Genomic DNA, 20367 nt, shown 5'->3' with positions numbered 1-20367 from the left:
TGGTCAAGCCACGGACAACCACACTCGCGCGAGCGGGGCGGCTATCCGTGGCTTTCTGCTTTTAACACGCGTTCATTGCTGCAGGGGGAGTGGTTTGCCCGTCGGGGGTGAGCTCTCTCCTAGATCCACCCCTCCTCCCACGCCCTGTGAGCGGCCTGTTGGCGGCTGCTAGCACCAAGTTTTGCCATGGCAGCGGAGACGTAGTTCCTGACTGTTCCCGGGGCCAGGTGTAGCGCCCCCGCAGTTTGTGCAAGGGTGTCGTGTTCGGTGCTCGCCCGCAGCACGTGAAGCTCCCGTTCGGTCAGCAGACAGTCCGTGCCGGTGAGTGCACTGGCGGCAATATCCGGATCCACATATCGTGCGCCGCCGGCCACGGTGCGGATCACTTCGGCCAGTTTTTCTGAGGGGGTGGATTTGGGTACGAAGCCCTTGACGCCGGCTGCCAGTGCACGTCGCAGGACTCCAGGGCGGGCATGACGAGTCACCATGACAATGCGGGTGTCGATCTCCCGCAGGATGCTCGTGGCGGCGTCCACGCCATCGGTGGGAGGCATTTCCAGGTCCAGGACGCACACGGTTGGGGAGTGGTCTCGTGCCGCGGCTAGCGCGTCCGTGCCGTTGTCGACCTCGGCTACAAGCTGGAAGTCGTCCTCAAGGTCCAGCAGGGCTGCCAGGGCACCCCTAATCAGGTGCTCGTCGTCCGCGAGAACAATCGAGATGGGGGTGTTATTCACTTCGTGTTGTCCTTCTCGTGAGCGGCTGAGACGTCCGTGGTTCTGGGTACCGAGACCCGCAGGAGGAACTCATGGTCTGGTGTGGTCTCTATCGCGAGCTGTCCTTCAACCTCCGCGAGTCGCCGTTTGAGTCCTGCCAATCCTGATCCACTCGGTATCGCGTTTGCTGATCCGCTCGTTACGGGTAGAGCGCCGTCGTTGCGGATGCAAAGCTCGACCATCGGTTGGAGCCCGGCCGAGGCGGTATCGCGGAACGAGAAAAACGAAGTGAGCGTTGCCGGCCTCGGAGTGGCGCAGGATGTTCGTGGTGGCCTCCCGGACCGTGAGCCCCATGACCGCACCGAGGTCGGTTGTTTCCGGCTGCTGGGACCATGTGGTAATAAGCTCCGGCACATCCACCGTTGTGCTGACGCCGGCCGACTGCAGGACGGAGGAAGCATTGTTGAGCTCCTGGGTAAGTGTTGTCTTTCGGTACCCCTGAACCAAGGCCCGGGTCTCCTGCAGGGCGTTCTGAGCAGCGTCGTGGGCTTCGAGAACGTGATGTGCGGCCGTGTCGGGCCTACCCCTGGCGAGTAGGCGGGACGCGAGGTCAGTCTTGAGGCTGATCACCTGGAGATGATGGCCCTGTACGTCGTGCAGGTCAGCGGCGAAGCGCAATCGTTCGTTGCTGATTGCCAGCTCTGCCGCCCGCTGACGGGTGACATCCAATTCGACCATGACCGCCCAGACCCACAGGGAGGTCGGCGCCCCAATGACGGCGAAAAAAGAGACCCAGGTGACCCATACAAGATCCTGGGCCTCGGCGGGCTGACCGCTGAGGAGCGTTGCCACGTACAAGTGGATGGCGGGTAGGAACATCGAGATGAGGATGACCCACCAGCGGCCCTTACCCAGGGAGAGCGCTGCCGTGGCCAGCACGACGGCCAGCGGTAAGGCACCGACTCCCAGGGCGGGAGGCGCCCACACACTGATCAGAGCGGTAGCGAACGAAAAAATGACTGCGCAGGCCATGGTGCGAGTACGGAACGTTGTTCTGTCGACCCCTCGACGGGCTCTTCGGATGGTCATGGCCCACGGCACCATCGTGAGCGACCCCAACACGGCCGCAATCATCGCGACGGGTTGTGGATCTTGAGAAATTCTAACCAGCACCGCCACGCCGTAGACGAAGAATGCCAAGAAGACGAGGAACAAGTACGTGCTCCACCACACCACCGCCATGTCACGACGCTGACTGGGTGATGCCGCGGTTGAGCTGCCGGGCATGATGTCTTGGGCCGCAGCGGAGCGGTCCGTGGAGAGGGACATGGAATCACCCTAAGCGCTGCCCCTCCCCGATATGACAGCTGTCATGGGGGTTCCATGACACCGTCCCCGCAATTCATGACAGGGCGACACCAACGGTGCAGGGCAGTTCTCGGAAGAGTGGAACTCAACAAGCCAATCGGAATCTCCGGTTCACGAACTGAAAGGAATAGACCGATGCTCGACTGGTTGCAGAACTCCGTAGAAGCCGCAGGACCCTTGGCGAAGGCATTGTTCCTGATGCTCGGCGGGGCCATCCCGTTCATCGAATCCCACGGAGCATCGTTCCTGGGCGTGGTTGCCGGCGTGCCCCTGTACATCACCGTTCCGTTCGCGGTGCTGGGCAACATCATGTCAATGCTTGTCCTGGTACTCGGCGCTGAAAAGCTGCACAGCTTGTTTCGCAAGACCAAACCGGCAGCCGAGCCCAGCAAGCGGAAGCAGAAGTTCTACCGCCTGTTCGAGAAATACGGTGTGGCCGGCGTGTCGCTCATCGGCCAGTGGTTCCTGCCGAGCCAGATCACTTCGTCCATGATGGCCGGCGCCGGCGTGGCCAAGGGCAGAATCATTTTCTGGCAGATCATCGCCATTGTCCTGTGGGGCATGGTGTTCGCGGGATTCGCCACGGCTGGCATCAACATATTGGGCGTTGCCTGACCAACACCGGCCGAGAATTCATGTGACCAGCACTACGTCGTGACGTCCAACCAAGGTGAGGGCTTCATCCCGAGATGGGGCGAGGCCCTCATCTTTGACGGGCTGATCGTCAGTTCTTGTCGTTGATACCGGGCACCACCGCGCCCGCCGGCAAACCCTGGTGCGCGTACCCGCGGTACACAGCCTCCCAGTCCAGGCGAGTGGTCATCGTGTCACCGGTGAGCACACTCCGCATCGTGTGCAGGCACACGTGCCACCCGGCGGCATTACGGGCCGCGGTGTTCTCCGCCTCGAGGAACTCGATGAAGGTGAGTTTGCTGCCCTCCCCGCTCGGCTCGACGGAGATGTCGATCTCAGAGTCGCCCCAGGTGAACGACCAATGGCGTTTCGGTTCCCAGTTCGTCACCGTGCCGGTGCTGGACTCCATGTGCGGGTCACCGGTGAATACGATGCCGCCGCCCTGATGCGCGTTGAGCTGCACTCGGGAAGGGAACCAGCGACTCATGGCCGGTGCTGTGGCCACGGTCGTCCACAACTGGGACGGAGCCACCGGATACTCGCGTTCGAAGACAATCGCCGGCCGGCCTTCGATCACCTCGTAGGTGCCGTCGAAATTCTGCGCAGTGCTGCTGTTCGTCACGGTTCGGACTCCTCGTGCCGGGGGCCTCGTGTTCGGCGCGGATCAGCGCGCCATAATGCACCCATTCAATCCGCCGGCCCGTTTTCCCACAACTACCGAGGCCATTAACCAACGACGGCGCCGCACGAGTAGTGCTCGTGGGGCGCCGTCGTCGTCGGCCAAAATGCTCACCAAGGCGTCAGGCCGGGACGGGAGAGTCCTCCGGGGTCTTCAGGTCATGGCGGCGGTTCTTGAGGATGCGATCCATGATGGTTGCAATGGCGCCGTCGCCGGTGACATTGCACGCGGTACCGAACGAATCGATCGCAATGTAGGTGGCGATCATCAAGCCCACGGCCGTCTCGTCGAACCCGAGCGCGGACTGCAGAATGCCCACCGCGGCCATGATGGCACCGCCGGGTACACCGGGAGCGGCCACCATGGTGACGCCTAGAAGGAAGATGAAGCCCACGTACTGCCACGAGTTGATGGGCATCCCCGTGATCGTCATGATGGCCAATGAGAACAGGACGATCTTCATGGTTGAACCGGACAGGTGGATCGTGGCGCACAGGGGAATGGTGAACCCGGCCACGCGATCGTCCACACCGTTACGAGCCGCGCACTTGAGCGTCACCGGGATGGTCGCGGCGGAGGAGGACGTACCGAGGGCGGTGGCGTAGGCCGGGAGCATGTTCTTGAGCAGCACGAACGGATTGCGCTTGGCAATCATCCCGGCCACCACGTACTGAATGATCAGGATGACCACGGTCATGATGAACGCCAGGACCACGATGCGGATGAACGTGGAAATGATGGTGGTGATCTGGCCGTTCATGGTGATGCTCATAAACATGCCAAAGATGTAAATGGGCAGCAGCGGGATAATGATTTTTTCCACGATCATCATGATGATGATGCGCAGCTCATTAAAACCTTTGTGCAGCGAGTTGCCTCTGATCATGGTGATGCCCACACCCAGGCAGAACGACAGCACCAGCGCGGTCATGACGTCGAAGACCGGAGGCATGGTGATGTCGAAGAACCCGGACAGCGCATGGTCCTCGGGGTTCTCCAGGGAACCGACGGCGCCTCGATCACCCAACAACCACGGGTAGCTGGCCTTGGCCACCAGGAATGCCAGGAGACCGGCAAAGACGGTGGACCCGTAGGCGATTCCCGCGGTCACAGCCAGCCACTTGCCCGCACCGCGCCCGAGGTCCGCAATGGCCGGGGTCACCAGCGCCACGATCAGGACGGGGATCAGGAATCCCAGGAACTGGCTGAAAATGCCGTTGAAGGTGAGGAATAATCGCGCGACACCCTCTGGGAAGAACATTCCACAGACGATGCCCAGCACAATGGCGACCAGTACCCGCAGCAGCAGGTTTTTGGACAGGGAACGAAGACTCATGGTTCAAAATCTCTCGGGACAAGAAGGGGCATTGGTTGATCGACACGTTCTCACGATTGCGACCGTCTCGATGTAGCTGACACCGTCCGTTACGCAGGCCGGTGACCAAGCTGACCCACAGTCGAGGGGACGCCGACCGCGTCCCCTTTGTAGAATGCACTGAAGACTACCGCGACACAGCCTGTCGCTTCCACGCTTTCGGGCCGCAGGCCCCACAAGGAGATCCCTTTGACCGATTCCGAACAGTACGGTTCCCGCGACAAATCCGAGCGCCCCGGCGGAGACCGACGCCGCGGCTCGGGTGGGTCCGGTGGCTGGAACAACCGCGGGGGCCGCTCCTGGCAGGACCGCGGCGACTCCCGGGATCGCCGAGACGATCGTCGAGACGATCGCCGGGGAGGGGGTCGGAGTGACCGCGCTGAAGGCGCTCGGGGAAGAGACCGCCGCGATGATCGAGGTTGGGACAACAAGGGCGGCGACGACCGTCGCGAACCCCGCCGGTGGGATGACCGTCCTCGAAATGACCGCTCGGACGGCCGCTCCGGAGACCGCAAGGGCCCGGGCCGCCAGTTCGGGCGATTCACGGACTGCAAGGACGATCACCGCTCGGAGCGCCGCAGCGGTGACTGGGAACGTCAGCGCAAGACCGGCGACCGCAGCCGCACCTGGGACGACCGCGGTGGTTCGCGAGACCGCAGGGAGGACCGCCGGGACAATCGCGGCGCAGACCGTCGTGATGATCGTGGCGGGCGTCCGGACGGCCGTAAGGATTTCCGCCGTGACGACCGTTCCGGCGGGCGTCGCGATGATCGGAAGCGTGATGATCGGCGCCGTGACAGCTTGGGTCGCGATGATCGCCGCAGGGATGCAGACCGCGAAGAGCGGATGACGCGTCGGGACCTCAATGACCTGGACAAACCGCGTTTCATTGCACCTGATATCGACGAGGACGTGACGGGCCGTGAGATCGACAAGCCCACGCGCCGTCAGCTGGAGGCTCTCGAACCGCGCAATGCGGAGCGAGTAGCTCAGCACCTCGTCATGGCCGCGCGCTATTTGGAGGTCGACCCGGAGTTCGCGCTGGAACACGCCAATGCCGCCGTGCGCAAGGCCGGCCGCATCGCCGCGGTCCGTGAAGCCACGGGCGTGGCGGCCTACGCGGCCGAGGATTACGCGCTGGCCCTGAAGGAATTGCGCACCCATCGCCGGATCTCCGGTTCGGAAGAGCATTTGCCGTTGATGGTGGATTGCCAGCGGGCGCTGGGCAAGGTCGACAAGGCCCTTGAAGAAGCCCAGTCGAGCGCGGTGGAGAAGTTGGACGCCACCGGCAAGGTGGAACTGGCCATGGTTGTGTCCGGAATCCACGCGGATGCCGGTGACAGTCAGGCAGCACTGGAAGCCCTGCAGATCCCGCAGCTCGACAAGAACCGCGGCTTCTCCTACAGCCCGCGCCTGTTCCGCGCCTACGCGGAGGCCCTGCGCGGCGTCGGCCGTGACAAGGAATCGCTCAGCTGGGAACGCCAGGCCATTGTGGCCGAGGCCGCGCTCGGGCTGGGCCAGTTCTCCGAGCCGGAAATCGTGGATCTCGGTGACGACATCGACCTCGACGCCGCCCGTGAAACCGTTCGTGATGCCGGTGAACGTCACAGCGAGAACGCCGCATCTTCCGCCGACTCGTCCGAAACCCCTGAGTCAGCGGAGACCACCGAGACATCGGACGCTCACGACGCCGGGGTCACCGAGAGCGCCGACGATCTCGAGAAGGCACCCATGACCGGCGATGATTCCGAGAACCATGACCGATGAACCGCTGATCCGGGGCTTCGATGCGCTGTTGTGTGATTTGGATGGCGTGGTCTACGCGGGCCCCGATGCCATTGACGGCGGACCCGAATCGCTGAACCGCGCCGTAGAAATGGGCGTTCCGGTGATGTACGTGACGAACAATGCGTCACGCCCACCGGCCGCCGTGGCGGAACATATCTCGCAGCTGGGTGCACCCACTCAGGTGAGTTCCGTGGCCAGCTCCGCACAGGCGGCTGCGAAGCTGCTGGCCGGTCGGCTGCCCGAGAAATCCCGGGTGCTGATCACCGGCGCGCAGGCGCTCGCGGACGAAATCAGCGCCGTGGGTCTGATCCCGGTGTGGTCGCAGACTGAAAATCCCGCCGCCGTGGTGCAGGGGTTCGACCCGCACCTGGGCTGGGAACAACTGGCCGAGGCGGCGTACACGTTGGCCGATGAATCCGTGTTGTGGTGTGCGACCAACACGGACCGCACGATCCCCAAGGAACGCGGCATTGCACCGGGTAACGGCACGCTCGTGGCAGCGGTGGCGGCGGCCACCGGCCGGGAACCCATGGTGGCGGGTAAGCCGCAGGCTCCGGTGTTCCAGGAAGCTGCGCAGCGAGCCGAGAGCCGGCGACCCGTGGTGGTCGGCGACCGGCTCGACACGGACATTCGAGGGGCCCACGCCGCGGGCATGGACAGCATCGAGGTGTTCACTGGTGTCGACACCCCGGACGCCGTGTTGCGCGCGTGCGATCAGGAACGCCCCACCTTTCTGCTCGGTAACCTGCGGGAGCTGTTCGAGGTCTATCCCGATCCGCAGGTGACCCGAGAGGATCGCGACGTGACCGCCAGCTGCCGCGACGCGACGGCCGTGGCACGGGAGAATACGGTGACCGTGCACGCCCCCGAAAACAGCCTGGACGGCTGGCGCGCGGCGTGTGCCGCGTGGTGGTCCCTGCACCCCGAGGCGGAAGCGCCGACTAATCCCCACCTGACGTGGGTGAGCGAGCCATGAGTGACCAGCCAGTGAACGCGGGCCAGAACCAACCGGAACCGAACGCCGTTCCCGTCACCGGGCTGGATGCGGTGGACCGGGTACTCGCCGAGGACGCCGCGGTGAGCGAGCTGCCCGTGAACGAACGAGCGGCGGCCTATCAAGAGCTCCACACGGAACTGGAAGCGGTTCTCAATCAGCAACCCGGTTCCCTGCCCACGGGGCTCACGGGCCAGTGAGCCGGCGGTTGGACCAAGCCTTGGCCGCCCGGGGGCTCGCGCGCTCCCGCACCCTCGCGGCGTCGTGGGTCCGGGACGGGCGCGTCAGTGTCAACGGGGTGGCGTGCACCAAGCCGTCCCGCACGGTGAGTGACGAGGATCAGCTGGCGGTGACGGCGTCGGCGGCGGAGGAATACGTCAGCCGAGCCGGGCACAAACTGGTGGGTGCCTTGGAAACCTTCACCGACATCGATCCGGCCGGACTGCGCTGCCTGGACGCCGGTGCATCCACCGGTGGATTCACGGACGTGTTGTTGCGCCGCGGTGCCCGCGAAGTGGTCGCGGTCGATGTGGGGCACGATCAGTTGGTGCCCGAATTGCGCGCCGACGAGCGGGTGCGCGTGTTCGAGGGTCTCAACGTTCGGTATCTGGACCCGGACCGGATCGGCGGTCCCGCCGATCTGACCGTGTGCGATCTGTCGTTCATTTCGTTGACACTGGTCACGGATGCCCTCGGCCGGGCCACGAAGGACGGGGGAGACGTCCTGTTCATGGTCAAACCCCAATTCGAGGTGGGTGCCCACAACATTTCCCGCACCGGTGTGGTGACCTCCGAACGGGAACGACGCCGCGCCGTGGCCGGCGTGATGTCCGCCGCCGGCCGGGCCGGCCTCGAGGTCATGGGACGGGTGGAAAGCCCCCTGCCGGGTCAAGACGGTAACGTGGAGTTCTTCGTGTGGTGCCGTAAACGAGGCATCGTTCAGGGAGTCTGAATGCTCGCGTAGGCTGAGCAGAGTTCTTCGACCGTAGCCCAAATCACAGGAGGATGACCCGAGCACGTGAGTCGGAAAATCTTGGTCATGACACACACGGGCAGGCGTGACGCCAAAGACGCCGCCCGTCAGTCCTGTGCGCAATTGCATGAGGCCGGACTGACTCCCGTGCTGTCGCGCCGAGATCTGGAAGCCCTGCGGGCGGACGGCCAGACCATGGCACCCGTGGAGATCATCGAAGAAGACGTCGCCCTGCGCGACATCGAACTGGTCATGGTCCTGGGCGGTGACGGTTCCATCCTGCGCGCCGCGGAACTCGTCCGTGGCGTGGACACCCCGCTGTTGGGCGTGAATCTGGGACACGTGGGGTTCTTGGCCGAATCGGAACGCTCCGGGCTCACGGAGACCGTGGAAGCAATTGTCGACGGGCGCTACACCGTGGAACGCCGCATGGCGTTGGATGTGACCGTGTGGGAGAACCAGAAGAAAGTTCTCCACACCTGGGCCCTCAACGAGGCCTCGGTCGAAAAGGGTAACCGAGAGAAAATGGTGGAAGTGGTCATCGAGGTGGACCGCCGCCCGCTGTCCACGTTCGGCTGTGACGGTGTGGTCATGGCGACCCCCACGGGTTCCACCGCGTACGCCTTCTCCGCCGGCGGGCCCGTGGTGTGGCCCGAGGTCGAGGCGTTGCTCTTGGTGCCGCTGTCGGCGCACGCGCTGTTCTCACGCCCCCTGGTCATTTCACCGCGCTCCATGATGGCGGTGGAAGTGCTCACCCGCACCGATGCCCGCGGTGTGCTGTGGTGCGATGGCAGACGCACTGCCGACCTGCCACCGGGCTGCCGCATTGAAGTGCGCCGCTCCGACAAACCCGTGAATTTGGCGCGCATGCACGCGACCCCGTTCTCGGAACGACTGGTCAAGAAATTCGAACTGCCCACCGCGGGCTGGCGCGGCCCGCTCCCCAGCCACCAGCAGGAGGCCAAGACCACCGCCCTCCCCATGTTTCAGCCCAAGCACAATGTGATCTCCGAGACCAATGATTTTCCCAAATTGAGCGTGGGACGCGAAATCCCGTACGACCTCAGGTCCCCCCAAGACGGCGATACCACGGACCATGTCCAGGACCCGTCCCCGGAGCAACCCTCGTCAGGTGAAACCCCGAGCCGATGATCGAAGAAATCCACATTCATGACCTGGGTGTCATCACGGATGCCGTGCTGCCACTGGGGCCCGGACTGTCCATCCTGTCAGGAGAGACCGGCGCCGGTAAGACTATGGTCGTCACCGCGCTCGGCATGCTCCTGGGTAATCGCGCGGATGCCGGTGCCGTGCGCTCCGGAAGCGGTAAAGCACTGGCAGAGGCAACCGTCATGGTGCCCGCGACGCACGGGGCGGTAGAGCTCGTGGAGGAAGCGGGCGGCGTCGTCGACGTCGAGACCGTCAACGGTCGGGAGGAGGCGCAGATCCTGCTGTCCCGCACCGTCTCCGCCGAGGGCCGCAGCCGCGCGCACGTGGGCGGCCGGTCGGCTCCCGTGGGCACCCTGGGCGCCGTGGGGGAGACCCTCGTGGCCGTGCACGGCCAGTCGGACCAGCTGCGGCTGAAGTCCCCTGTAGCCCAGCGCAAGGCCCTGGACGAGTACGCGGGGGCGGCGCTCGCCAAGGAATTGACCGCGTACCGGGAGAAGCTCGCCCGCTACCGGACGATTGTGGCGACCCTGCGCGAAATCAAGGAGAACATGCGCGAGCGAGCCCTGGAGGCTCAGAGCCTCACCACCGCGCTCGAGGAAATCGACGCGGTGGAGCCGATCTCCGGCGAAGACCTCCAGCTGGACGCCGAAAGCGAAAAACTCACCAACCTCGAGGCCCTGCGGTCCGCGGCGATGACCGCGCAGGCCGCGCTGAGTGGAACGGACACGGACGACGAACCCACCGCCAATGCCGTGGCCCTGCTGTCGCTGGCGCAACAAGCCCTGGATCACGAGTCCGACGCGGATGCCGACCTGACCGAGTTGGCCACTCGCGTCAGGGAACTCACGGTGGTCGCCGCCGACGTCGCCGCGGACCTGTCCGGGTACGCGAGCGGTCTCGACGAGGACGGGCCGGCCCGTCTGGCGCAGGTGGAACAGCGCAGAAATGCGCTGCGGACCCTCACCCGCAAGTACGGAACCACGATCGACGAGGTCATCGAATGGGCCGAGACAGCGCGGGGGCGGCTCTCCGACCTCGTGGACGACCCGCAACGCGACGAGGAACTGCGCGCCGAGGCCCACGCGCTGCACCGGGAACTGCTCGAGCGCTCGCAGACCATGCTGGGGATCCGCCGAAAGACGGCCGAGAAGCTTTCCCGGGCCGTGAGTAGGGAACTGTCCGCCCTGGCCATGCCGAACGCGTCGCTGGTGGTCTCGGTGGAACCGATCGAACAGTTCACCGACCACGGGCGTGACGAGATCGAATTCCTGCTGGCTCCCCACCCGGATGCAAAACCTCGCCCGCTGGGCAAGGGGGCCTCGGGTGGTGAGCTCTCCCGCATCATGCTGTCGCTGGAAGTGGTGCTCTCCGAGGTGGACCCGGTACCGACCTTCGTCTTCGACGAGGTGGACTCCGGCGTGGGTGGTAAGGCCGCCGTGGAGATCGGGCGGCGCCTCAAGATGCTGGCCAAGAATGTCCAGGTGCTTGTGGTGACCCACCTGCCACAGGTTGCCGCCTTCGCGGACCACCACGTGCTGGTGACCAAATCTTCGGATTCCACGGTCTCGGACGTGAGAGTTCTCACGGACGAGGAACGCGTGGTGGAACTGGCGCGCATGCTCGCCGGCCATGAAAACTCTGAAGCCGCGCGGGAACACGCCCGCGAGCTCCTGCGGGATGCAACCGCATGACACAACTGCCCGTCAACTCAACGCAACTGGAATGGTAGGCTGAAATTCCGTGGTGAACGCTCAGAACGCCGCCCCCGAGGCAGGCACGCAGAACAACGGCAAAGTGACCCGACAGATCTTCGTCATGGGTGGTGTAGCTTCCTCCCTCGGTAAGGGCCTGACGGCCTCGTCCCTGGGCATGTTGCTCCGCTCCCGCGGATTGTCCGTGACCATGCAGAAGCTGGATCCGTACCTCAACGTGGATCCCGGGACCATGAACCCGTTCCAGCACGGTGAAGTCTTCGTCACGGAAGACGGCGCAGAAACCGACCTGGACATCGGTCACTACGAGCGCTTCCTCGACGAGAAATTGGATGCCTCCGCCAACGTGACCACCGGTCAGGTGTACTCCACGGTGATCGCCAAGGAACGCCGCGGCGAGTACCTGGGTGACACGGTCCAGGTCATTCCTCACATCACGGACGAGATCAAGCGCCGCATGCGCCGCCGTGCAGAGGACGAGGACGCGCCGGACATCATCATCACCGAGATCGGTGGCACGGTGGGTGACATCGAGTCCCAGCCGTTCATCGAGGCCGCACGCCAGGTACGGCAGGACGTGGGCCGTAACAACGTGTTCTACCTGCACGTGTCCTTGATCCCGTTCATCGGCCCGTCCGGGGAACTCAAGACCAAACCGACCCAGCACTCCGTGGCCACGCTGCGTGGTCTGGGTATCCAGCCGGACGCGTTGGTGCTGCGCTGCGACCGAGAAGTCCCGGAGGGTATGCTCCGCAAGGTCGGCGGAGCGTGCGACGTGGACCTGGACGCCGTGATCTCATGTGCCGATGCGCCCAGCATCTACGACATCCCCACGACCCTGCACAATCAGGGTCTGGACACCTACATCCTGGACTACCTGCGGTTGTCCTACGGCGATGCCGATCTGACCCAGTGGTCGCACCTGCTCGAGGCCGTGCACCAGCCCGAACAGCATGTGAACGTGGCGCTCGTGGGCAAGTACATCGACCTCCCGGATGCCTACCTCTCGGTGTCCGAAGCACTGCGCGCCGGCGGGTTCGCCAATGGGTCCCGCGTGCACATCAAGTGGGTTGCCTCCGACCTGTGCGACACCCCCGAGGGTGCACTGCGCGAACTCGGCGACGTGGACGCGATCTGCGTTCCCGGTGGTTTTGGCATCCGCGGTCTGGAAGGCAAGCTGGGTGCCCTCAAGTGGGCCCGTGAGAACCGTGTTCCCGTACTGGGCCTGTGCCTGGGTCTGCAGTGCATGGTCATGGAATTCGCCCGCAACGTGGTGGGCCTGCCCAACGCGTCCTCGACCGAATTCGACCCCGAGACCGACACCCCGGTGATCGCCACCATGGAAGAGCAGAAGCAGTTCGTGGAGGGCGCCGGCGATCTGGGTGGCACCATGCGTCTGGGATCCTACCCGGCAAAGCTCGCCGAGGGTTCCGTGGTCGCCGAGACCTACGGCAGCCTGGAGGTCTCCGAGCGTCACCGCCACCGCTACGAGGTCAACAATGCCTACCGTGATGCGCTGACCCAGGGTGGCCTGCTGATGTCGGGAACGTCACCGGACGGTCAGCTGGTGGAATTCGTGGAGCTGCCCCGCAGCGAGCACCCGTACTACGTAGCCACCCAGGCCCACCCGGAGTACGGCTCCCGTCCGACCCGACCGCACCCGCTGTTCGACGGCCTCATCAAAGCGGCACTGTCACGCCGCGAGGGCCTGGACACGAAGTAAATCAACAACCCGGAGGTTTGGATGCAACAGTTGCGCGTGAACGGCCCCGACCTGAAGGACACGGTGGATCCCCACACGGTGGTGAACTCTGAGACCGTGTACGAGGGCTTCATCTGGGACGTCCAGCGTGACGAGTTCCGGCTGGGTGATGAAGATGCCACGCTGAAGCGGGACTTCATCACCCACCCGGGTGCGGTGTCCATCCTGGCACTCGACGACCAGGACCGCGTTCTGCTCATCAACCAGTACCGCCACCCCGTGGGTATGCGCATGTGGGAGATCCCGGCCGGCCTGTTGGATGTGGAAGGGGAGGCACCCCACGCCGCGGCCCAGCGGGAGCTGGCCGAGGAGGCGGACCTGAGCGCGGACGAGTGGCACGTGCTCGTGGACTTCCACAACTCACCCGGTTCCTCCTCCGAGGCCAATCGAATTTTCCTGGCCCGCGGGCTGCACGAGGTCCCGGAAGCCGACCGGCATGACCGGGACGGGGAAGAAGCGGAGATCTTCACTCGCTTCGCGGACCTCGATGACGCGGTGGCCGCGGCCTTGTCCGGCCAGATCAGTTCTCCCACTGCAGTGCTGGGCATCCTGGCAGCTCACACGGCGCGTACTGGGGGCTGGGACTCGCTGCGTCCCGTGGACGCACCGTGGCCGGGCCACCCGAAATTCCGGTGACCGATTCCCCCGGATCGCCCGAACTGGGCCGAGCGGTTCAGCGCTATCTCGACCACCTCACCGTGGAGCGGGGACTGGCCGCCAACACATTGGCCGCCTACCGCAGGGACCTCGCGCGGTATCAGGAGTTCTTGGCCGGGCCCGCCGCGGACTCGCGGTACGGTTCGGTGAGCGCGCCCGCTGACATATCCACCGAGCACGTCCGTGCCTTTGTCAGGCTACTCCACGAAGGTTCTGCCGACTGCGCCGCACTGAGCACCCGCAGTACCGCCCGGGTGTTGGCCGCCGTGAGAGGGGCCCACGCGTTCTGGGTGACCGAGGGCCTGTGCCCGGTGGACGTGGCGTCCCGGGTCAGCCCACCGACGCCGCCCCGGCGCCTCCCCAAGGCGATCGGCCTGAGCAGTGTGGAGAAGCTGCTCTCGGCTCCCGATCCCGACACCCCGGCGGGACTGCGGGCTCGCGCGTTCCTGGAACTGCTCTACGCCACGGGCGCGCGCATCTCCGAGGCGGTGGCCTTGGACGTGGACGACCTGGCCGGGCTGGCGGAAGACGATCTTTCCTTCGTCCGGTTACTGGGCAAGGGCACCAAGCAACGCATGGTCCCGGTGGGTTCCTACGCCAGGAAGGCCCTGGACCAGTACATGGTGCGCGCGCGCCCGGAACTGTCGCGGCACGGGAAGGGCACCCCCGCGGTGTTCCTCAACGCCCGCGGTGGGCGGATCTCCCGCCAGACCGCATGGACCATGGTCAAGCACGCCGCGGCGTGCGCGGACCTGCGCGAGGATGTCACCCCCCACACGCTGCGGCACTCCTTTGCAACCCACTTGTTGGAGGGCGGAGCCGATCTGCGCGTGGTCCAAGAGCTGCTGGGGCATGCGTCCTTGGCCACCACCCAGATCTACACCCAAGTTTCCGTGCAATCACTGCGCGAGGTCTACGCCACCGCGCACCCGCGGGCACGGTGACGGTCGTGGCTGCTCGGGCGCGGTGTCGCCGGGCAGCCCGGGCCAAGATTTAAGCTCCTTTTCGGCTCCCTGCCGGCACGCCCGGTCTACCCTGGGAACATGCCGCGCACACAGCTGTCCCGAACCGTCCTCTTCTCGGCGCTCTTGGTGCTGGTTTTCTCCTTTCTGGGGGCTCCTCCAGCGCAGGCCGGCGCCGGTATCGACAACGAATACAACTCGCTGGGCGGCTCCGGCGGGTGGCTGGGTAAACCCACATCCTCGGAACGCTGCGGCCTGCGGGACGGCGGCTGTTATCGCCAGTACCAGGGCGGGACCATCCACTGGTCCCCGAACACCGGCGGTCGCGCCCAGCGGGGCGGTATTCTGCTGCGTTGGCGGGTCGAGGGGTCGGAGCACGGCACCCTGGGGTACCCGACAACACGGGAAACCTGCAGCGGTAATTCCTGTGTCGTGCACTATCAGCGCGGGACCATCCGATGGGCCAAGGGTAAGGGCTCCACGGTCAGCCGCGACATTGATCGGGCGTCCAGCGCCTCGGTCGTCGTGAACAAGAAGCGGCCGTTGAACCCCCGGGCCTACGCTCCCGGACCGTTACGTAATGTGGGCGCGGGAGTTCTGTTGCGCAGCGATGCCGCCACCGCGTATCAGCGGATGAGTCAAGCGGCGGCCAATCAGGGTGTGAGCCTCGTGCCCGTCAGCGGCTACCGCTCCTACGCCACACAGAACAGTCTGTACTGGAACTACGTGAACATGTACGGACAGGCCACTGCGGACACTCTTTCCGCGCGCCCCGGATACTCCGAGCACCAGACCGGCCTGGCCATCGATGTGGGAGCACCCGGGGGAGTGTGTGGCCTGCAGTCATGCTTCGGTAACACCCCGCAGGGCAAGTGGGTGGCGGCCAACGGTCACCGGTACGGTTTTGTGGTGCGTTACCCCAACGGGTACACCGGCACCCACGGCTACGCCTACGAACCGTGGCACCTGCGCTACGTGGGCACCGCCACCGCCACCAGCCTGAAGAGCAACGGGTACATCACCCTCGAGGGGTACCTGGGTCTATCCAACGCACCTCGTTACTGAAACGTCCCCGGGACTCACGGTCATGGCGTGAACCCCGGGGACTTCTGTGTGCCTGGACGGGTCGGCGCTTAGTCCAGGTGACGCTCTTGCGGCCCGTTGTACTCGGACAGCGGTCGAATCAAGGAGTTGGAGGCGCGCTGCTCCATGATGTGGGCGGTCCAGCCGGTGATGCGGGCGCACACGAAGATCGGTGTGAACGTGGGAATGTCGAAACCCATGAGCCAGTACGTGGGTCCGGCGGGGTAGTCCAGGTTGGGTTTGATGGACTTGGCCTCGTCCATGGACTTGGCCAGACCGTTGTACAGACCCAGAATCTCCGGGCGCTCGTAGTAGTCCAGCATGCGGAACAAGGCATCCTGCATGGTCGGCACGCGCGAGTCACCGTGCTTGTACACGCGGTGCCCAAAGCCCATGACCTTCTTCTTCTCCGCCAGGGCCTGGTCCATCCATTCCTTGGCGCGCTTCTCGGCGTCCTCCGCGGACTCGTCCTTGCGAATGCCCAGTTCCTCGAAGGTGCGCATGACGGCCTCGTTCGCGCCACCGTGCAGCGGACCCTTGAGGGCGCCGATGGCACCGACCACGGCGGAGTGCAGATCGGCCAGGGTCGAGGTGATCACGCGACCGGTGAAGGTCGAGGCATTGAATGAGTGCTCGGAATACAAAATGATGGACACGCGGAACGCGTCCACGACCTCGGGAGCGGCCTCTTCGCCAAAGGCCATCCACAGGAAGTTCTGCGAGTAGTCCAGGTCATCGCGCGGCTCGATGAGCTCCTGGCCGCGGCGGCGTCGCTGGTCGTAGCAGACCACCGAGGGCATCACGGCGAACAATTCCTGGGCCTTACGCAGTTCGGCCTCCGGGGAGGAGTCCTCCGCGTCCGGGTGCTGGGCGCCGATCACGGACGCCGCGGTGCGGCACACGTCCATCGGGTGACAGTCGGTGGGTAGGGCGTTGATGATGTTCTTGAGCTCCGGAGTCAGGGCGCGGTTGGCGCGTTCGCGCTTCGTGAAGTCGGCGAGCTCGTCGTCAGTGGGTAGCTCACCGGTCCACAGCAGCAGCGCGACCTGCTCGGGGGAGCACTTGGCCGCCAATTCCTGGACGGGGTAGCCCCGGTACAGCAGGGAGTTGGTCTCGGCGTTGACCTTGGAGACGGCGGTGGTGTCCGCGACGACGCCGGCAAGACCCTTGCGAATCTCGGTTTCGGTCATGGTGACCTCCTTGTTCGTGTGTGGTCGATCACTTGAAAGCCTACGACGCCGCTGGGCAGCGGCGTCGTAGGCGAGCGTTTAGTTACCGGGCGTGCCCGGGACCTCGAAGTTGAACACCCCGGAGTCGAACTGGTTGTAGCCGTTGTAATCCACCAGTTCGTACAGCCGCTTGCGTGTGAGCATGTTCTCCACCTCCGCCTGCTGGGTGCCGTCCTCGCGGATGGCGCTCAGCAACCGTTCGATGGCACCCAGCGCCTGCCGCTGCAGGGACACGGGGTAGATGACCATGGCCACCCCGGCGTCCTGCAGTTGCTGCTTGGTGAACAAATCGGACTTACCGAACTCGGTCATGTTCGCCAGGATGGGAACGTCCAGGGCTTCGGCCATGCGCTCGAATTCGGAGAGATCGGCCATGGCCTCCGGGAAAATGACGTCCGCACCGGCGTCCGCGAGGGCCTTCGCGCGGTCGATAGCGGCGTCCAGGCCGTCCACACCGCGGATGTCGGTGCGGGCCATGATCACAAAATTGTCGTCGCGGCGGGATTCCACGGCGGCCTTGATGCGCTTGGTGGCCGTGGCGGTGTCCACCACGTTCTTACCGTCCAGGTGACCGCAACGCTTGGGGTTGAACTGGTCCTCGATGTGGCACCCGGCCAGGCCGGCGTCCTCGAGTTCCTGCACGGTGCGGGCCACGTTCATGGGCTCACCGAAACCGGTGTCCGCATCGACGAGCGCGGGCAGGTCCGTGGAGCGGGCGATCTGAGCGGCGCGGGTGGCCACCTCGGTGAGCGTGGTCAGGCCGATATCGGGCAGGCCCAACTCGTTGGCCAGAACGCCGCCGGAGATGTACACGCCCTCGAAGCCCTGTTCCTGGATGAGCTTGGTGGACAGCGGGGTGAACGCCCCGGGGAACTGGGCGACCTGCGGGTCCGCTAGGGCCTTGCGGAACGCCACGCGCTTTTCGGCGGGGGTGACTTTCGAATACAGCATGATTTAGAAGATTCCCTCCTGAGCCTTGTCCAACTCCACGGCCGCCACGATGTTCAGCTGGCCCAGCTCACCGGCTTCGAGCTCGGGCAGACGCTGCACGGCGTCCAGGAAACGCTCGATCTCTTCCGGTGCCACCAGGCCCTCGGCCAGGGTGCGGAACTTGTTGATGTACTGCTCACGGGCGAACGGACGGGCACCCAGCGGGTGGGCGTCGGCAACCGCGATCTCGTCCGTGAGCACGGTGCCGTCGTTGAGGGTGATCTCCACGGAACCGCCAAAGGCCTTCTCGGAGATGTCCAGGGAATGGTAGCGGCGGGTCCACTCGGGGTCCTCCTCGGTGGTGACCTTGTTCCACAGAGCCACGGTGTCCTCACGGCCCGCACGCTCCGGGGCGTAGGAATCCACGTGGTGCCACGCGCCGTCCTGCAGGGCCACCGTGAAGATATAGGGAATCGAGTGGTCCAGGGTCTCGCGGGAAGCCTGGGGATCGTACTTCTGGGGATCGTTGGCGCCGGAGCCGATCACGTAGTGGGTGTGGTGCGAGGTCTTGATCAGGATGGACTGCACGTTGTTCGGATCCGCGAGCTCGGGGTGTTCGTTGTGCAGCTTGCGTGCCAGGTCGATCCAGGCCTGCGCCTGGTACTCGGCGGAGTGTTCCTTGGTGTAGGTATCCAAAATGGCGCGCTTGGCTTCGCCCTGCTCCGGCAGCGGAACCTCGTAGGAGGCATCGGGGCCGGAGAGCAGCCACGCGATCACGCCGTCCTCACCTTCGTAAATGGGCGTGGGGGAGGTCTGTCCGCGCATTGCGCGGTCCACGGCCTCGATCGCCATCTTGCCGGCGAACGCCGGAGCGTGTGCCTTCCAGGTGGAGATCTCACCCTTGCGTGATTGACGGGTCGCGGTCGTGGTGTGCAGACCCTGGCCGATGGCCTGGAAAATGGTCTCCGTGTCCAGGCCCAGCAGCGTGCCGATACCGGCGGCCGCGGACGGGCCGATGTGGGCGATGTGATCGATCTTGTGTTCGTGCAGGCAAATGCCCTTCACGAGGTCCACCTGAACTTCGTAACCGGTGGCGATACCGCGAATAAGATCCTTGCCGTTGCTGCCCACGTGCTGGGCCACGGCCAGGATCGGGGGAATGTTGTCGCCGGGGTGGGAGTATTCGGCGGCCAGGAAGGTGTCGTGATAATCCAGCTCACGCACGGCCACGCCGTTGGCCCAGGCGGCCCATTCCGGGGAGACCGCGGCATTGTCATCGGGAGCGCCGTACAGCAGGGCACCGTGGCCCGTGAAGCCGGAGCCTTCGGTGACCTTGTGCCCCAGCGCCTGCGTGCGAGCCGAGACAATGGGGGCCCGGTTCAAGGAGGCAATGGCAACCGACGCGTTGTCGATGATGCGGTTGATGACCATGTCGACAACCTCGGGATCGACCTCGACCGGGTCGGTGGCCACCTTGGCCAGTTTGTAGGCCAGCTGCTCCTCACGGGGCAGATTTTCCTTCGACGAATACGTACGTACGGTGTGCTTGACGGTCACGGGGGTCCTTCCTCAGATCCGTTAGGCGCGAACCGGTCGGTGCCGCGCGGGTGGTGTGATCAGGATGCGGCGGGCCGCACCGGTGTCAATTCTTTGGTGTTCAACGCGTGCTGCAGCGCGTTGCTCAGGTGCACGCGCGTGGTGGCAATGGCCAGGGCCGGATCGCCGTCCGCGATGGCCTGGGCAATGCGCTGATGCTCGACCGCGGCGGATGCCAGGCGTTGCGGATCCGACTTGGACAGCTTGCGGACACGGGCCAGGTGCAACCGGACGCCCGCTTGGGCCTGACGCAGGAACGGGTTCGCGGCGGCCTCGTCGATGGCGGCGTCCATGCGGTGGACCAGTTCGTAGTAGGAGACGTGGTCCGGGTCGTCGTCATGGGTGAGGCCGTCCACGGCGCGGCGCAGGTCTGCCGCGAGCGCGCGAAAAACCTCGGGGTTGCCGCGGCGGGCGGCCAATTCCGCGGCCCGGCAGTCGAGGCTGTCACGGAATTCGTACAGTGCGCGCACATCCTCGGCGGAGATCGTCGCCACGACGACGCCGCGGCCGTTGTGGGGTTCGGTCAGGCCGTCCGCGGTGAGCCGGGACAGCGCTTCGCGCACCGGTGTGCGGGAGATGCCCAGCCGCTCGGACAGTTCGACTTCGCCGAGTACTTGCCCCGGCGGCAAGCGCCATTCAACGATGTCTGCGCGCAATGCCTGGTACGCGCGTTCCCCAGCTCGCATGACACCTCCTTCGTCGTTGCATCAATCACCAAGAGTGTATACACAGATCGGCGATCT

The 20367-nt window shown here is 65.1% G+C and carries 19 protein-coding genes; 11 read left to right on the top strand and 8 right to left on the bottom strand.

All coding sequences use genetic code 11. The features are described from left to right. Window positions 1-119: 119 nt before the first annotated feature. Window positions 120-734 (bottom strand): response regulator transcription factor, encoded by a 615-nt coding sequence (locus AC3ENJ_RS03855; protein ID WP_431813137.1) that lies wholly within the window; start codon window positions 732-734, stop codon window positions 120-122. 105 nt (window positions 735-839) lie between these two features. Continuing rightward, window positions 840-2042, bottom strand: coding sequence for a histidine kinase (locus AC3ENJ_RS03850; RefSeq protein ID WP_431813136.1), 1203 nt, complete (start codon window positions 2040-2042; stop codon window positions 840-842). A 174-nt stretch (window positions 2043-2216) separates the two neighbouring features. On the opposite strand from AC3ENJ_RS03850, the gene AC3ENJ_RS03845 reads away from it, so the two are divergent. Next, window positions 2217-2696 (top strand): hypothetical protein, encoded by a 480-nt coding sequence (locus AC3ENJ_RS03845; RefSeq protein ID WP_431813135.1) that lies wholly within the window; start codon window positions 2217-2219, stop codon window positions 2694-2696. Between the two features lie 109 nt (window positions 2697-2805). Here the strand turns inward: AC3ENJ_RS03845 and AC3ENJ_RS03840 are convergent, their stop codons facing one another. Continuing rightward, window positions 2806-3336 (bottom strand): SRPBCC domain-containing protein, encoded by a 531-nt coding sequence (locus tag AC3ENJ_RS03840; RefSeq protein ID WP_431813134.1) that lies wholly within the window; start codon window positions 3334-3336, stop codon window positions 2806-2808. Between the two features lie 178 nt (window positions 3337-3514). Then, a complete protein-coding gene (locus AC3ENJ_RS03835) occupies window positions 3515-4729 on the bottom strand; it encodes a dicarboxylate/amino acid:cation symporter (RefSeq protein WP_431813133.1) in 1215 nt (404 codons plus the stop codon). A gap of 228 nt (window positions 4730-4957) precedes the next feature. Here AC3ENJ_RS03835 and AC3ENJ_RS03830 point away from each other — a divergent pair, with 228 nt between their 5' ends. The 10 genes from AC3ENJ_RS03830 (at window position 4958) to AC3ENJ_RS03785 (ending at window position 15851) form a co-directional block, all read left to right on the top strand. Next, window positions 4958-6535: a tetratricopeptide repeat protein gene (locus AC3ENJ_RS03830; RefSeq protein WP_431813132.1), complete on the top strand. Its 1578-nt coding sequence runs from the start codon at window positions 4958-4960 to the stop codon at window positions 6533-6535. Continuing rightward, a complete protein-coding gene (locus AC3ENJ_RS03825) occupies window positions 6525-7532 on the top strand; it encodes an HAD-IIA family hydrolase (protein WP_190782438.1) in 1008 nt (335 codons plus the stop codon). The genes AC3ENJ_RS03830 and AC3ENJ_RS03825 overlap by 11 nt, the downstream gene beginning before the upstream one ends. Then, on the top strand, window positions 7529-7750 hold the full coding sequence (locus AC3ENJ_RS03820) for a hypothetical protein (protein WP_431813131.1): 222 nt from the start codon (window positions 7529-7531) through the stop codon (window positions 7748-7750). The genes AC3ENJ_RS03825 and AC3ENJ_RS03820 overlap by 4 nt, the downstream gene beginning before the upstream one ends. Beyond that, complete coding sequence (locus AC3ENJ_RS03815) at window positions 7747-8502, top strand: TlyA family RNA methyltransferase (protein WP_431813130.1); 756 nt, start codon at window positions 7747-7749, stop codon at window positions 8500-8502. Before AC3ENJ_RS03820 ends, AC3ENJ_RS03815 begins: the two co-directional genes overlap by 4 nt. Before the next feature lie 66 nt (window positions 8503-8568). Next, window positions 8569-9675, top strand: a complete 1107-nt coding sequence (locus AC3ENJ_RS03810; RefSeq protein WP_431813129.1) for an NAD kinase — start codon at window positions 8569-8571, stop codon at window positions 9673-9675. After that, window positions 9672-11384, top strand: coding sequence for a DNA repair protein RecN (gene recN / locus AC3ENJ_RS03805; RefSeq protein WP_431813128.1), 1713 nt, complete (start codon window positions 9672-9674; stop codon window positions 11382-11384). Before AC3ENJ_RS03810 ends, recN begins: the two co-directional genes overlap by 4 nt. A 52-nt stretch (window positions 11385-11436) precedes the next feature. Beyond that, the gene (pyrG, locus tag AC3ENJ_RS03800; RefSeq protein ID WP_431813127.1) at window positions 11437-13128 is read left to right on the top strand and encodes a CTP synthase; all 1692 of its coding nucleotides are present in this window, start codon (window positions 11437-11439) and stop codon (window positions 13126-13128) included. Window positions 13129-13149: 21 nt separating this feature from the next. Next, window positions 13150-13803: an NUDIX domain-containing protein gene (locus AC3ENJ_RS03795; protein WP_190807704.1), complete on the top strand. Its 654-nt coding sequence runs from the start codon at window positions 13150-13152 to the stop codon at window positions 13801-13803. Beyond that, entirely contained in the window at window positions 13800-14768 is a 969-nt protein-coding gene (locus AC3ENJ_RS03790; RefSeq protein WP_498957820.1) for a site-specific tyrosine recombinase XerD, read from the top strand. The genes AC3ENJ_RS03795 and AC3ENJ_RS03790 overlap by 4 nt, the downstream gene beginning before the upstream one ends. A gap of 99 nt (window positions 14769-14867) precedes the next feature. Continuing rightward, window positions 14868-15851: a D-alanyl-D-alanine carboxypeptidase family protein gene (locus AC3ENJ_RS03785; protein ID WP_190807702.1), complete on the top strand. Its 984-nt coding sequence runs from the start codon at window positions 14868-14870 to the stop codon at window positions 15849-15851. A 68-nt stretch (window positions 15852-15919) separates the two neighbouring features. On the opposite strand, the gene AC3ENJ_RS03780 is transcribed toward AC3ENJ_RS03785, so the two are convergent. The 4 genes from AC3ENJ_RS03780 to AC3ENJ_RS03765 form a co-directional block, all read right to left on the bottom strand. Beyond that, window positions 15920-17059: a bifunctional 2-methylcitrate synthase/citrate synthase gene (locus AC3ENJ_RS03780; protein WP_190807701.1), complete on the bottom strand. Its 1140-nt coding sequence runs from the start codon at window positions 17057-17059 to the stop codon at window positions 15920-15922. Window positions 17060-17137: 78 nt separating this feature from the next. Further along, the gene (gene prpB / locus AC3ENJ_RS03775) at window positions 17138-18049 is read right to left on the bottom strand and encodes a methylisocitrate lyase (protein ID WP_190807700.1); all 912 of its coding nucleotides are present in this window, start codon (window positions 18047-18049) and stop codon (window positions 17138-17140) included. Window positions 18050-18052: 3 nt separating this feature from the next. Then, the gene (locus tag AC3ENJ_RS03770; RefSeq protein ID WP_431813125.1) at window positions 18053-19585 is read right to left on the bottom strand and encodes an MmgE/PrpD family protein; all 1533 of its coding nucleotides are present in this window, start codon (window positions 19583-19585) and stop codon (window positions 18053-18055) included. A gap of 59 nt (window positions 19586-19644) precedes the next feature. Then, the gene (locus tag AC3ENJ_RS03765) at window positions 19645-20310 is read right to left on the bottom strand and encodes a GntR family transcriptional regulator (RefSeq protein WP_190782427.1); all 666 of its coding nucleotides are present in this window, start codon (window positions 20308-20310) and stop codon (window positions 19645-19647) included. Window positions 20311-20367 lie beyond the last annotated feature (57 nt).

The sequence above is a fragment of the Kocuria sp. cx-455 genome, from assembly GCF_057707085.1.
The sequence above is the reverse complement of the archived record's forward strand: the minus strand, read 5'-3'. Positions and strand labels throughout refer to the sequence as shown.